The 14,537-nt window shown below is 54.6% G+C and carries 12 protein-coding genes; 1 reads left to right on the top strand and 11 read right to left on the bottom strand.

Annotation, left to right across the window (positions count from 1 at the left end):
- Window positions 1–113: 113 nt before the first annotated feature.
- Both secA and NCTC9997_RS01945 read right to left on the bottom strand, forming a co-directional pair.
- A complete protein-coding gene (gene secA / locus NCTC9997_RS01950; protein ID WP_064977164.1) occupies window positions 114–2,822 on the bottom strand; it encodes a preprotein translocase subunit SecA in 2,709 nt (902 codons plus the stop codon).
- Between the two features lie 109 nt (window positions 2,823–2,931).
- Window positions 2,932–3,522: a hypothetical protein gene (locus tag NCTC9997_RS01945; RefSeq protein ID WP_064977163.1), complete on the bottom strand. Its 591-nt coding sequence runs from the start codon at window positions 3,520–3,522 to the stop codon at window positions 2,932–2,934.
- Window positions 3,523–3,607: 85 nt separating this feature from the next.
- Between NCTC9997_RS01945 and NCTC9997_RS01940 the strand changes: the two genes are divergently transcribed.
- Entirely contained in the window at window positions 3,608–4,096 is a 489-nt protein-coding gene (locus tag NCTC9997_RS01940; protein ID WP_010862613.1) for a DUF721 domain-containing protein, read from the top strand.
- Between the two features lie 112 nt (window positions 4,097–4,208).
- Here the strand turns inward: NCTC9997_RS01940 and lpxC are convergent, their stop codons facing one another.
- The 9 genes from lpxC to murD form a co-directional block, all read right to left on the bottom strand.
- On the bottom strand, window positions 4,209–5,126 hold the full coding sequence (lpxC, locus tag NCTC9997_RS01935) for a UDP-3-O-acyl-N-acetylglucosamine deacetylase (protein WP_010862614.1): 918 nt from the start codon (window positions 5,124–5,126) through the stop codon (window positions 4,209–4,211).
- Window positions 5,127–5,275: 149 nt separating this feature from the next.
- Entirely contained in the window at window positions 5,276–6,445 is a 1,170-nt protein-coding gene (ftsZ, locus tag NCTC9997_RS01930; protein ID WP_010862615.1) for a cell division protein FtsZ, read from the bottom strand.
- Between the two features lie 39 nt (window positions 6,446–6,484).
- Complete coding sequence (gene ftsA / locus NCTC9997_RS01925; RefSeq protein ID WP_010862616.1) at window positions 6,485–7,741, bottom strand: cell division protein FtsA; 1,257 nt, start codon at window positions 7,739–7,741, stop codon at window positions 6,485–6,487.
- A gap of 3 nt (window positions 7,742–7,744) precedes the next feature.
- Window positions 7,745–8,593 carry a cell division protein FtsQ/DivIB gene (locus NCTC9997_RS01920; RefSeq protein ID WP_010862617.1) on the bottom strand — a complete coding sequence of 283 codons (849 nt, stop codon included), beginning with the start codon at window positions 8,591–8,593 and terminating at the stop codon, window positions 7,745–7,747.
- A 1-nt stretch (window position 8,594) separates the two neighbouring features.
- Window positions 8,595–9,506, bottom strand: a complete 912-nt coding sequence (locus tag NCTC9997_RS01915; RefSeq protein ID WP_039046502.1) for a D-alanine--D-alanine ligase — start codon at window positions 9,504–9,506, stop codon at window positions 8,595–8,597.
- Window positions 9,499–10,959 carry a UDP-N-acetylmuramate--L-alanine ligase gene (gene murC, locus NCTC9997_RS01910; protein WP_064978406.1) on the bottom strand — a complete coding sequence of 487 codons (1,461 nt, stop codon included), beginning with the start codon at window positions 10,957–10,959 and terminating at the stop codon, window positions 9,499–9,501. The genes NCTC9997_RS01915 and murC overlap by 8 nt, the downstream gene beginning before the upstream one ends.
- 8 nt (window positions 10,960–10,967) lie before the next feature.
- A complete protein-coding gene (murG, locus tag NCTC9997_RS01905) occupies window positions 10,968–12,035 on the bottom strand; it encodes an undecaprenyldiphospho-muramoylpentapeptide beta-N-acetylglucosaminyltransferase (RefSeq protein WP_064977162.1) in 1,068 nt (355 codons plus the stop codon).
- Window positions 12,032–13,228, bottom strand: coding sequence for a cell division protein FtsW (gene ftsW, locus NCTC9997_RS01900; RefSeq protein ID WP_010862621.1), 1,197 nt, complete (start codon window positions 13,226–13,228; stop codon window positions 12,032–12,034). The genes murG and ftsW overlap by 4 nt, the downstream gene beginning before the upstream one ends.
- Window positions 13,225–14,535, bottom strand: coding sequence for a UDP-N-acetylmuramoyl-L-alanine--D-glutamate ligase (gene murD, locus NCTC9997_RS01895; protein ID WP_064977161.1), 1,311 nt, complete (start codon window positions 14,533–14,535; stop codon window positions 13,225–13,227). Before murD ends, ftsW begins: the two co-directional genes overlap by 4 nt.
- Window positions 14,536–14,537: the final 2 nt, after the last annotated feature.

Below are 14,537 nucleotides of genomic sequence, written 5' to 3'. Positions count from 1 at the left end.
TCTGCCTCCGCTAGAACTGTCTTAAAAATACTGGCCATAAAATACTGGTCATCAAAGTACAGCCACAAAAAAGGGCATTACTGCCGTAATGCCCTTTTTGTATCCTGTCCGGCTTAGCCTTGCAACACGCCGTGACACTGTTTGTATTTTTTACCCGAGCCACATGGGCATGGTTCATTACGGCCGACCTTACGCTCACCGCGTACGACGGTACCACCGGTTTCACCTTGCTCATCCGCCTCGTCATGGCTGTACTTTTGCTTTTGGGCGATACGCTCCGCTTCAGCGCGGCGCTGCGCTTCCACCTGCTCAACCTCTTCTGGCATGCGCACACGCACCTTACTCAAGGTGCTGATCACATCCAGCTTCAGGTTTTCCAGCATATCAGTGAACATCTCAAACGATTCGCGCTTGTATTCCTGTTTCGGGTTCTTCTGCGCATAACCACGCAGGTGAATACCCTGACGCAGGTAATCCATCGCCGCCAAGTGCTCTTTCCACAAGGTATCCAGCGTTTGCAGCATCACCCCTTTTTCGAAATGGCGCATCATTGGCTCGCCGACCACTTCTTCTTTCAAGCGATACTGCTTTTCGGCCTCGGCAATCACCTGCTCACGCAGAGTTTCTTCGTGCAGGTTGTTGTCTTCATCCAGCCATTTCGCAATTGGCAGATGCAGGTCAAAGTCATTCGCCAGACGGTTTTCCAGACCTGCAACATCCCACATCTCTTCCAGAGATTGTGGTGGAATGTACTCGTCAATCACCGCGTTAAATACGTCAGCGCGGATCCCTTCAATGGATGCCCCGATCTCTTGCGCATCCAGCAGCTCGTTACGCTGTTCATAAATCGCTTTACGCTGGTCGTTAGCCACGTCATCGAATTCCAGCAGCTGCTTACGGATATCGAAGTTACGCGCTTCCACTTTACGCTGAGCGTTTTCAATCGCCTTGCTGACCCATGGGTGCTCGATGGCTTCACCTTCTTGCATGCCCAATTTCTTCATCATGTTGCTGACGCGATCCGAGGCAAAAATACGCATCAGGCTGTCTTCCATCGACAGGTAGAAACGAGAAGAACCCGGGTCACCCTGACGACCAGAACGGCCACGCAGCTGGTTATCGATACGGCGAGATTCATGGCGCTCAGTACCGATAATATGCAAACCACCAGCGGCAATGACTTGCTCATGCAGCTCATCCCAACGGGCTTTCAGCGCAGCGATTTGCTCGTCAGTTGGATTTTCCAGCGCCGCAGCATCGGCTTTCCAGCTACCACCCAGCAGGATATCGGTACCACGACCGGCCATGTTGGTGGCGATGGTTACCGCACCCGGCTTACCGGCTTGTGCCACGATATCCGCTTCTGAGGCGTGGAACTTGGCGTTCAGTACTTGGTGTGGAATACCGGCTTTTTTCAGCGCCTTAGACAGCTCTTCTGATTTTTCAATCGACACAGTACCAACCAGCGTTGGACGCCCGGCCGCTACTTGCGCTTTGATATCATCGATGATGGCATTGAATTTTTCGCGCTCGGTCATGTACACCAGATCGGCCATGTCCTTACGCACCATCGGACGGTTGGTTGGGATAACCACCGTGTCCAGATGATAAATCTGTTGGAATTCGAACGCTTCGGTATCTGCCGTACCGGTCATCCCGCCCAGCTTCTCATACAGACGGAAGTAGTTCTGGAAGGTGATTGAAGCCAGTGTCTGGTTTTCGTTTTGGATCTGCACGCCTTCTTTGGCTTCAACCGCCTGATGCAGACCATCGGACCAACGACGGCCCGGCATGGTACGGCCGGTGTGCTCATCGACGATCACCACTTCGCCATCTTTCACGATGTAATCGACATCGCGTTCGAACAGCGCGTGCGCACGCAAAGCGGCGTTGATGTGATGCAGCAGCGAGATATTAGCTGGTGAATACAGGGAATCACCCTCTTTCATCAGATTAGCTTCAATCATCAGCTCTTCGACTTTCACCTGACCACGCTCGGTCAAGTGCGCTTGACGCGCTTTTTCGTCTACGCTGAAATCGCCGTCACCTTGGAACTCTTCGCTGTCTTCTTTTTCCTGCTGTACCAGACGCGGGATCAGCTTGTTAACCTTGATGTACAGCTCAGAGCTGTCTTCGGCCGGACCAGAGATGATCAACGGTGTACGCGCTTCATCGATCAAAATGGAGTCCACTTCATCGACAATCGCATAATACAGCGGACGCTGTACGCGCTCTTCCGGGCTGAACGCCATGTTGTCACGCAGGTAGTCAAAACCGAATTCGTTGTTGGTACCGTAAGTGATGTCGGCGGCGTACGCTTCACGTTTCGCCGGTGCCGGCATGCCCGGCAGGTTAATGCCGACTGTCAGGCCCAAGAACTCAAACAGCGGACGGTTGGTTTCGGCGTCACGACGCGCCAAGTAGTCGTTCACGGTGATCACGTGCACGCCACGGCCGGTCAGCGCGTTCAGATACGCTGGCAGGGTCGCGGTTAGGGTTTTACCTTCACCGGTACGCATCTCGGCCACGTTACGGCCATTGAGCACCATACCGCCGATCATCTGGACGTCAAAGTGACGCATACCGAAGACCCGCTTACTGGCTTCACGTACGGTGGCAAAGGTTTCTGGGATCAACGAGTCCAGTGCCTCGCCTTTCTCAAGGCGCGCACGAAACTCCGGGGTTTTCGCTTTCAGCTCATCATCGCTGAGCGCCGCAAAGCTTTCTTCCAGTGCGTTAATCTGCTGAACCACTTTACGCAGACGGCGCAGAGTACGTTCGTTGCGGCTACCAAAAATTTTAGTCAGAACTTTAGTCAACATAACAGGTTACATCTTTATTCAGAGTCAATCCGTGGCTTTCCGGTGCATCCGGCATAAACCAAACATCCCGCTAGGTATATGGCGACAGTGCGGCGCGGGCCGCGTGTCTTTACGCCAAACGCAGCGGGCCGGCGCGGATCCCCTGAACTTGTGCTAACCAGCGTGACGGCAGATAAGCGGTGAACGCAGTCGGGATCACATCCCGCTGCGGATCAAGATGCGGCCGAGGCTGCGCAAGGCGCAACGCCGCAGAGAGTAAGACGCTATACGTAGGTTGTAGCAGAGGTGGCGTATCCAGCACCAACTCAGGCTCAACGTTGAGCTCAGTGGCCGCCTCGGGCCACCAAACACCAGCATACGGGCCAGCGTGTGGGGTATGGGGTGCTAAAATCTTAGCTAAGCGGGCAAAAAAGCCAGACACCGGACGCCAGTCTTGAACGCTGGCCTGCTCCGGTTGCGTAATCGACACACGCAGCGCAACGTGAGGCGCAGAGGGTGCAATTAATTCGTTGCGCAGACGCATCGCGCTATTGGCCAGAGCCGGTTGCGCACTGCGGCTGATGGCTGGATTCGCTGGACTCTCAGGGCGAGCTTCGTTTACTGTACTGGCAGAACTGACACCCGCGGCTACCACACCTAATAATAGGTGCGGCCACAGATGGCGACGGCCAAATTGTACACAACGAATCAGAATCGACATTCACCCTGTCTCTAGTCTGCGGGCCTGTTATTCACAACACTACCCGGAATTTCAACGGAACCTAACCTGTACGGTATTATTTACTATGCGTGATCACCGGCCACAATCCATTGATACTTTGCTCGGCGATTCCCAGTTGCACAATGTACAACAACGGGCCACAGCATTGTTGCAGCTCAATCAGGCAGTACGTGCCTTGCTGCCGCGCGAACTGCAACCACATTGTCGAGTTGCTAACTTCCGCCAAGGCATTTTAATCCTTGAAATCGCAAATGCCAGCTTTGCTTTACGTTTACGCTATCAAACACCGGCATTAATCAGCGCATTGCGCCAAAATACCCTGCCAACGTTAGTAACAATTGAACATCGAATCAATCCCGCGCTGGCAATTTCCGCCACATCTGTGCGGGAGACTGCACAAAGTCACTACCAGACGGATAAAAAAAGAACAATCAGTCCGCAAACTGCCGAGCATCTGCGTGTGCTAGCCAGTCACAGTCCAAAAGCATTGCGGGAAAAACTGGAGAAACTGGCTGCACTGGCCGGAGAGGAGACCAGTGCAGACCAAGAATAACGGCTCACGCCGCTGAGCGTTGCACCCGATGGCACTACTGGGTGCTACTCGTTGAATAACTTTGTTGCCGAACAACTTGTTGCTAAATAACCGGTCGCTAACTAGCCTACGTTTATGCGTAAACCAGTGATGGCGCAGCAAAGGTCACTGGAACTTGCGCTTCGTTTGCGAAGGTCACATATTCCCATGCGCTTTCTTTCGCCAGCATCGCCTGCAACAGCTTGTTGTTCAGTGCGTGACCGGATTTATAAGCCCGGAATTCACCGATGATGGTGTGACCACACATGTACAGATCGCCGATCGAGTCGAGGATTTTGTGTTTCACAAACTCGTCATCGTAACGCAAGCCATCTTCGTTCAACACGCGGTACTCATCCAGCACGATGGCGCAGTTGAAACTGCCACCTAAGCACAAGCCCTTGGATTGCAGGTATTCGATATCCCGCATAAAACCAAAGGTACGTGCACGGCTGATTTGGCTGATAAAGTTATCGGCAGAGAAATCCAGACGATAACGTTGAGCACCCGCATCGATCGCCGGATGATTAAAGTCGATGGTGAAATCGATCTTAAATCCGTTGAATGGCACAAACTCCGCCCACTTGTCACCGTCTTCCACGCGCACGGTTTCTTTGATGCGCACGAATTTCTTGGCGACATTCAGCTCTTCGATACCGGCATCTAACAGCAGGTACACGAATGGGCTAGCGCTACCATCCATAATTGGGATTTCAGGTGCATCCACATCGATGATGATGTTATCGATACCCAGACCCGCCAGAGCCGCATTTAAGTGCTCAACGGTAGAGATCCGCACATCATCGTCGTTGACCAGACACGTACAGAGCATGGTATCACGCACGGATTTCGCATCAGCCGGAAAATCAACCGGAGGATTCAAGTCAGTGCGACGATAGATGACCCCGGTGTTGGCCGGTGCCGGGCGCAGGGTCAGCGTTACCTTACGGCCGGTATGTAAACCGAGCCCGGTAGCTTCAATACTGCGTTTTAAGGTCCGTTGTTTGATCATCTTGTCTATCTCGTCTGCGTAACAAACTCATGTCATCTGACTACTAACTCTACTCTTATCCGGGCGTCTTCGCTTTCGGTATAAAAGTCTTACAACTTAGTAGTCAGACATGTTAACACAAGTGACGGAGATTCCAAATTGTTGCTTTCTTAATCGGCTTGCTTGCGCAGGAAGGCCGGAATATCCAAATAGTCTGGCTCTTTCGCTGGCTGCACCGCCGCCACAGGTTCATTGACCACTTTGGCTGGTTTTGGTTCCTGCTGGATTGGCGTCATGTTGTGTGCCGCATAACGGTCTTGCATCGTTTGTTGGTGCTGATGCTGAGGGTTATGCTTGTTGCTCACCAGAGTGATGTCAGGCTTACGCTCAACACCGATACCGGTCGCCACCACGGTCACACGCAGCTCGTCGGCCATATCCGGATCCAAAGAGGTACCGATCACCACAGTCGCGTTGTCAGAAGCAAACGCACGGATGGTGTTACCGACCGTCTCAAACTCGTCCAGACGCAGGTCAAAGCCCGCAGTAATGTTAACCAGCACACCACGCGCGCCAGCCAAGTCGATGTCTTCCAGCAGTGGGCTGGAAATCGCCATCTCAGCGGCTTCTTCTGCACGATCTTCACCGGAAGCCACACCGGAGCCCATCATGGCATAACCCATTTCGGACATCACGGTACGCACGTCAGCAAAGTCAACGTTCATCAGACCCGGACGGGTGATCAGCTCGGCAATACCCTGCACCGCACCTTTCAGTACGTCGTTGGCCGCACCAAATGCATCCAGCAGCGAAATACCGCGACCCAGCACTTTCAGCAGCTTGTCGTTTGGAATGGTGATCAAGGAGTCAACGTGCTTAGACAGCTCGGTGATCCCTTGGTCGGCAAAGGCCATACGCTTTTTGCCTTCGAAGCTAAATGGCTTAGTCACCACCGCTACGGTCAAAATGCCCAGCTCTTTGGCCAGCTCTGCCACCACTGGCGCTGCACCGGTACCGGTACCGCCGCCCATACCGGCTGCGATAAAGACCATATCGGAGCCTTCCAGCGCATTGCGCAGTGCTTCACGATCTTCTTCCGCCGCACCACGACCAACTTCTGGGTTAGCCCCAGCGCCCAGACCTTTGGTGATCCCGCCACCAATCTGGATAGTTTGGCCTACTGCGGTTTTACGCAGGGCCTGTGCGTCGGTGTTGACCGCGAAGAACTCAACACCCTCGATATTTTCACGCACCATGTGCTCGACGGCGTTACCACCGCCGCCACCGACGCCGATGACCTTTATCACCGCATCATTAATCATTGCCATTGGTTCAAACATAACCCTCTCCGTTTTGTGCCTGTCCGCAGCAGGTCTAAATCAGAATTCCCGTTTCAGCCAACCATTGAGGCGCTTTAGCATGCCGCCGACTGAGCGTTGTTTTTCAGTCTCGGCTTCCTCATTCATTTGTGATTCTTTGCCGTAGTGCAGCAATCCCACTACCGTTGAGTAATAAGGAGCCTGTGCATAGTCCGTTAAACCGGTTAAGTTTAACGGCTGTCCAATCCGGACCTGTGTATGGAATACACGCTCTGCACATTCAGCCAGCCCTTCCATCTGCGCTGCACCGCCGGTTAGTACAATACCGGCCGCCAAGTGGTGTTTAACCCCTTGCTGCCGAAGCTGTTCTTGTAACTCTTGCAACTCTTCATTGACCAAATTCAGCAACTCGGAATACCGAGGCTCAATCACTTCGGCCAATGTTTGGCGCTGTAGGCTGCGTGGTGGACGACCACCCACGCTCGGCACTTCCACCGTTTCTTCTCGGCTAACCAACGAACCGAGCGCGCAGCCATAACGCACTTTAATGGCTTCGGCATCCGTCGGCGGAGTACCAAACGCGTAAGCGATATCGCTGGTGACCACGTTACCCGCATACGGAATAACTTTGGTATGACGCAGCGCACCGCCGGTGTAGACCGCGATATCCATGGTGCCACCACCGATATCAACCACACACACACCCAACTCGCGTTCATCTTCGGTCAATACCGCATAGCTGGAAGCCAGACCGGCAAAAATTAGCTGGTCAACTTTCAGGCCACAGCGCTCTACGGCTTTGACAATATTCTTTGCCATATCGTTATGGCAGGTGATCAGGTGAACCTTGGCCTGCATCCGTACACCGGACAGCCCAACTGGGTTTTTAATCCCTTCCTGATAATCTATGGCATACTCTTGAGGAATAACATGCAGGATGCGGTGCTCTTCCTTAGTTTTTACCGATTTCGCTGTGTGAATAACATTATCCACATCGTCCTGCGAAACTTCTTCATCAGAAATCGGGACAATCCCCATTTCATTCTGGCAGCTAATATGCTTTCCTGATAGAGCCAGATAGACAGAAGATATCTGACAATCCGCCATCAGTTCAGCCTGATCCACCGCACGTTGTACGGACTTTACGACAGACTCAAGGTCGTTTACGCCGCCTTTATCCATACCGCGTGATGTGCTGCTGCCTACACCGATAATATTCAGCATTCCATCAGGAAGTACCTCTCCCACAAGGGCAGAGACTTTAAAGGTCCCGATCTCTAATCCAACAACCAGTTTTCTGTCCGTCGCCTTGGTCATTTTTTAACCTGACTTAGTATTCGCTTGATTTGTTGTTACCGGATTTGCTTTACCGCCCTGCGCCGGTGCCGGAACCAATAACGGTGCCCAACCTACCGCAAGACCGGTGTCGTAACGCAAATCAACATAACTGATCCGTTTATCCGTTTGCTGTTGCAGCAGCGGATAAAGCTCAATAAACCGCTTAAGGCGCTCCATCCGGTTGCCTCGTCCTAGCTCCAGCCGGATATCGCCATCCAGCCCGGCCTGCCAGGAATGGCGCGGACTCAATGCCAGCATTGTAAGGTGAAATCCATTCTCTTGCATGAGCTTTTCCATGCTGTGCCACGCATCCAACACTTCTTTTTCGGAGCCTTCCGGCCCGTATAACAGCGGCAATTGCCGGCTGGCCATACGGTCTAAAGGAGCACTGAATGATTTACCTTGATTATCAACCAATTGCATATCATTCCAGCGTGCAACCGGTACATATTCGGCCAGATTAATCCGCAAAACATCCGGCCATTCTTTACGTACTGACACCTGAGAGATCCACGGCATCAGCATCAATTGCTGTTGGATGCTACGCGCATCCTGCGTCATAAAGCTGCCCAGCGGCCCCATGGATAAGATGGCGCGCCGGATATCATCGTCGGTGGTAAACTCACGCTGTCCGGTGATCACCAACCGTGACAGCGGTAACCGCTGGCCGTCTTGTAACCAATCAATGGCTGACCACAATCCCTTCGCACCATACCCGGCTACCAGCAGAAAGAACAACAAACCACCCAAAAACGAAGCGACGGTTCGCTGTGAAGAGCGACGCCGCTGCGCCGCCTCTGGTGTCCGCGAAATAATGGAAGCCTGCGCCATATTAGACAGCCAGTCCGATAATTTTAGCCACTAATTGCGAAAAGCTCATCCCAGCCTGACGTGCCGCCATCGGTACTAAGCTGTGACTGGTCATGCCCGGTGCGGTATTCACTTCCAGCAGTTTGAATTCGCCCTGACCATCCATCATCACATCTACGCGGCCCCAGCCACGGCAACCCAGTGCGTCATAGGCGGTTTTCGCCAGTGCCGCGATCTGTTGCTCTTGCTCGGCATTCAGACCGCTCGGGCAGAAATAACCGGTCTCATCGGACAGGTATTTGGCCTGATAGTCATAAAAGGTGCCGGCGGCTTGAATACGGATGGATGGCAACACCTGATCGCCGACAATCGCAACAGTATACTCAGGACCACTCAGCCACTGCTCAACCAACACGGTGCTGTCATGCTCAAACGCTTTTTCCAGCGCCGGACGCAGCTCTTCGGCGCGGGTCACTTTGCTCATGCCCACACTGGAGCCTTCCAGAGAGGGTTTGACCATCAGCGGCAACCCAAGGCGCGCGATTATAGCGGTGAGACGCGCATCCTCCAACTGGCCAAATGTGACAGTTTCATACGCGGCCAACGGCAGGCCCAGCGCTTGCCAGATCAGCTTGGTACGCATCTTATCCATCGCCAGCGCCGAGGCCAGTACACCACTCCCGGTGTATGGCAAACCAATTTGCTCCAGCATCCCCTGCATGGAGCCATCTTCACCACCTCGACCGTGCAGAGCGATAAACGCGCGGCTAAATCCCTGTGCCGGCAAATCAGCGACGCTGATCTCCCGGGTATCAATCGGATGAGCATCAAAGCCGGCTTCACGCAGACCTGCCACAACGGCAGCACCTGAGTTCAGGGAGACTTCACGTTCCGCGGAGGTTCCGCCCAGCAATACTGCGACTTTCTCAGTCATGATTGTCCTCTTGCACTTGTTGCGGCTGTAACCGCATGGCCGCTAACTGACGGGCCACTTTGCCAATATCCCCGGCTCCCTGAGCCAAAACCAGATCCCCGCCTTTGAGCACCTGGCTTAAAATCGTCGGTAACTGTGATTGTTCCGGTACAAAAATCGGATCAACCTGACCCCGCGCGCGGATTGTACGACATAATGCGCGGCTGTCAGCCCCTTCGATCGGATTTTCTCCGGCGGCATAGACATCCAGCATCAGTAATACGTCAACCTGTGACAGTACACTGGCAAAATCTTCGTACAAATCACGTGTCCGCGTGTAGCGGTGCGGTTGGAAAATCATCACCAGACGGCGATCGGCCCAACCGGCACGGGCAGCTTTGATGGTGACATCCACTTCGCTTGGATGGTGACCATAGTCATCCACCAGCATCACATCACCATCGCCAACCTTGAACTCACCTAGACAGTCGAAACGACGGCCTGTTCCCTGAAAACTTTCAAGTGCGCGAACAATCGCCAGATCTTCGATGCCATCTTCGCTCGCAACGGCAATCGCCGCGGCGGCATTCAGGGCGTTATGACAACCCGGCATATTAAGTTTAACCTGTAACGGCGCATAACCCTTACGGCAGATAACGAAATGACCCTGTGCGCCTTGTTGACGATAGTCACAAATTTGCACATCCGCATCATCACTGAAGCCATAGGTCACGACATGACGTCCAATACGTGGCAGCAATTCACGTACCACCGGATCGTCGATACACATCACCGCCAGACCGTAAAACGGCAAATTATGCAGGAAATCGACAAAGGTCTGCTTGAGATTCTCAAAGCTGCCTTTGTAGGTATCCATGTGATCGGCTTCGATGTTAGTGACCACCGCCACCATCGGCTGCAGATGCAAGAAAGAGGCATCGCTCTCATCCGCTTCCGCAATCAGGTAACGGCTCGCCCCTAAACGCGCGTTAGTTCCGGTGGCTTTCACTAAACCGCCATTGACGAAGGTCGGATCGCGACCGGCTTCGGCAAAAATGCTGGAGACCAGCGCGGTCGTGGTAGTTTTACCGTGAGTACCGGCAATGGCTACGCCATGACGAAAACGCATCAGCTCGGCCAACATCTCGGCGCGGCGGATCACAGGAATGCGCGCTTCACGCGCCGCCATCACTTCAGGGTTCTCCGCTTTGATGGCGGTTGATACAACCACCACACTGGCATCGGTTACGTTCTGCGCGGCGTGCTGCAGGAAAATCTCAGCGCCAAGCGCACGCAGACGTTCGGTCACGGCATTTTCCGCCAGATCCGAGCCACTAATTTGATAGCCTTCATTGGCCAAGACTTCGGCAATACCGCCCATGCCTGCGCCACCAATGCCGACAAAGTGAATGCGGCTCACCCGGCGCATCTCCGGCACCATGGTGCGCAATTTCGCCAATTTTTGAGTCTGTATAGAGTTCATCATGTTCTCTTGTCTGCCAGCGCTTGAATAACAGCGGCAACCCGATCAGTTGCATCTGGAATCGCCGCGGCTCGCGCATGCTGCGCCATGGCCAGTAACTGCGGCCGGTTTAACAGCAACAGTTGCGCTTCCAGACGTTCCGCCGTCAGCTGGTCTTGTTCAATAATGTAAGCGGCTCCGGCCTTCTCCAGCGTTAAACCATTCAGGTATTGCTGACGGTCTTTATGCTGGAAGGGAACAAAAATCGCTGGAACCCCAGCGGCGGCCAGTTCAGACACGGTCAGAGCACCGGAGCGGCAAATGACGACATCCGCCCACTGATAGGCATCCGCCATGTCATCAATAAATTCAGTGATCTTGTGCCCGGTAGCGCCCGCAGCCTGATAAGCCTGCTCCACTTCCGGTAACGCACCTTTGCCGACTTGATGCCACAAGGTGATTTGGTCACCCAGCGCGGCGGCCACCGCAGGCAGGGTGCGGTTTAAGACACGCGCCCCTTGACTGCCACCCACAACCAATACGCGCAGCGGCCCGCTACGCTCTTTCATACGCTGCGCTGGCTCAGGTAACGCCAGCACATCTTGGCGTACCGGATTGCCAACCACCGGGGCCTTGGCAAACGCGCCCGGGAAGGCTTGCAGCACTTTGGCGGCAATACGTGATAACCAGCGGTTAGTCAGGCCGGCAATGGCATTTTGCTCATGCAGTACCACCGGAATGCCTTGCAGCCAAGCGGCAACGCCGCCAGGGCCAGAGACATAACCACCCATGCCCAACACCACATCCGGCTGGTAATCGCGCATAATCTGGCGCGCTTGGCGAATCGCACGCCAAATGCGCAGCGGCGCGCCCAACTGAGCACGCCAGCCTTTACCGCGTAAACCGGAGATCTGGATAAAGTCGATTTCGATGCCGTGTTTTGGCACCAGATCCGCTTCCATACGATCCGCCGTGCCCAGCCAGCGTACCTGCCAACCCTGTTCCATCAGCTGATGTGCTACGGCCAGCCCCGGGAACACGTGTCCTCCAGTACCACCGGCCATCACCAGCAAACGCTTCGCCTTCATCGGCTTCCTCTTACATGTGCCTGCGCCTTGGCCAGACGAGTCTCATGGTCAATGCGCAATAAAATTACCACTGCGGTGGACATAATCAGCAAACTGGAGCCGCCGTAACTGATCAACGGCAGCGTCAGCCCTTTGGTCGGCAGCATACCGGCGGCCGCCCCGACGTTAACCAACGCCTGAAAGCTAAACCAGATCCCGATGGCACAGGCCAAAAAGCCGGAAAAACGCAGTTCGGCTTCTAATGCACGCCGGCCAATGGCCAACGCACGGAAAGCGAGCAAGAATACCATTAACAGGATGAGAACCACACCGACATAACCGAGTTCTTCGCCGATAATCGAAAAAACAAAGTCAGTATGCGCTTCTGGTAAGTACTCCAACTTCTGAATCGAGTTACCGAGCCCCTGTCCCCAAAAATCACCGCGGCCAAACGCCATCAATGACTGGCTAAGCTGATAGCCACTGCCATACGGATCTTGCCACGGGTCGAGGAAGGAGGTAACGCGTCGAATTCGGTATGGCTCAGCCAAAATCAGCACTACCACCGCCATGATGCCGGTGATAATCAAGGCAATGAACTGCCACAGCGGTGCACCGGCCAAAAACAGCATGCCTAGGGTAGTCACGAACAGCACCACTACGGTACCTAAGTCAGGCTGTAACAGCAGCAGCATGGCCAGCAGCAGCATCACGCCCATCGGTTTTAAGAACCCGATACGGCTGCCGCGCACCTCATCGCCTTTACGCACCAGATAACCAGACAGGTAACAGAATAGCGACAGCTTCGTCAGCTCCGCCGGCTGAATACGGATCGGACCCAGCGCCAGCCAGCGCGATGCCCCGTTAACCGAGCTCCCCACCCCCAGTACCACGATCAGCATGGCAATCGACAGCAGCAAGAGTGGAACCCCCAGCTGCTGCCACATGCTCATCGGTATACGCAAGGTGACCAGCGCCAAGCCGAAGGCTAACACCAGATACAGCAAATGACGTTTGGCGAACAAAAACGGGTCGTCAGCCAAGCGCTGCCCCACCGGCATCGATGCCGAGGTCACCATGATAAAACCGATCACCGCCAAGCCAATCGCCAGCCAAAACAGCGTCCGGTCATACAGCTGTACGCCCGGATCATCGTTTTCCCATGTTCCGGTCACCCAGTTACTCAAGCGACCGAACAGGTTAAAGCCTCTCATCCCGCCAGCTCCCGAGCCAGACGGGTAAACTCATGACCACGTACTTCGAAATTCTTGAACTGATCCAAGCTGGCACATGCCGGTGACAGCAGCACCATGTCACCCGCCGTCACTTGCGGCTGAATCAGGCGCATCGCCTGCTCCATGGTGTCGGTCAGCACGGCGCCCTCTTTCAGCGCTGCCAATTGCGCGCCGTCGCGGCCAAAGCAGTACAGGTGGATATGACTATCTTGCAGCAACGGTTGTAGTGAGCTGAAATCAGCGCCTTTACCATCGCCGCCCAGCAGCAAGAACAAACGCCCAGCGACTTGCAGGCCATTGAGTGCCGCTTCAGTACTGCCTACATTGGTGGCTTTGGAGTCATTAATCCAACGCACACCGGCAGACTCATGCGCCAACTGGAAGCGATGATCCAAGCCAGTAAAGTTTTCCAGCGCCAACACAGAGCCATGACGGCTAATACCCGCGGCATCAGCAAGCGCCAGCGCCGCCAAGGCGTTGGCCTGGTTATGACGGCCAACCAGCTTCATACGCGCCACCGGCATGACCGGGAAACCGCCGGCAATCAGCCAGGTCTCACCCAAATGCTCACCCAGACAGTAATCGCCGTGCGACGGCGCAAAGCTGACGACTTCTGCGGTTGGTTGCTGCGGCAGCGTTAACGGATCCTCGGCATTCACCACGCACGTCTTGGCGCCTTGATAGACGCGCAATTTAGCCGCGCGGTAGTCGTCCATACCTTGATAGCGATCCATATGATCTTCGGTGACATTCAGCACCGTGGCGGCTTTGGCGTGCAGGCTCGAGGTCGTTTCCAGCTGGAAACTGGATAACTCCAGCACATACAGGTCATAGTCATCATTCAGCAGTGACAGGGCCGGAATGCCGATGTTACCGCCCACGCCGACACGCAAGCCGGCGCAGCGCGCCATCTCACCCACCAAGCTCGTGACAGTACTTTTACCGTTCGAGCCGGTAATGGCTACGATCGGCGCGCAGGCATCGCGGCAGAACAGTTCGATATCGCCCACCACTTCCACACCGGCGCGGATCGCCGCTTGCAGTTCAGGGCGCGCCAGCGCAATCCCTGGGCTGGCCACAATCAGATCGGCGGCCAGCAGCCACTCACTGTTCAAACTGCCGGTATGCAGCTCAACGCCGTCAGGCAAGCGATCTTGCCCCGCCGGTTGGCTGCGGGTATCCATCACCCGCGGCACCACACCCTGTTGCATGAAAAAATCCACGCAGGACAGGCCGGTACTCCCCAGCCCGATAATGACGATATTTTTACCCGCATAGCACGCCATGA

This window comes from Plesiomonas shigelloides, from assembly GCF_900087055.1.
Classification (GTDB): Bacteria; Pseudomonadota; Gammaproteobacteria; order Enterobacterales; family CAMTGL01; genus Plesiomonas; species Plesiomonas shigelloides.
Note: the sequence above shows the minus strand (reverse complement) of the source record. Positions and strands in the feature narration are given on the sequence as shown.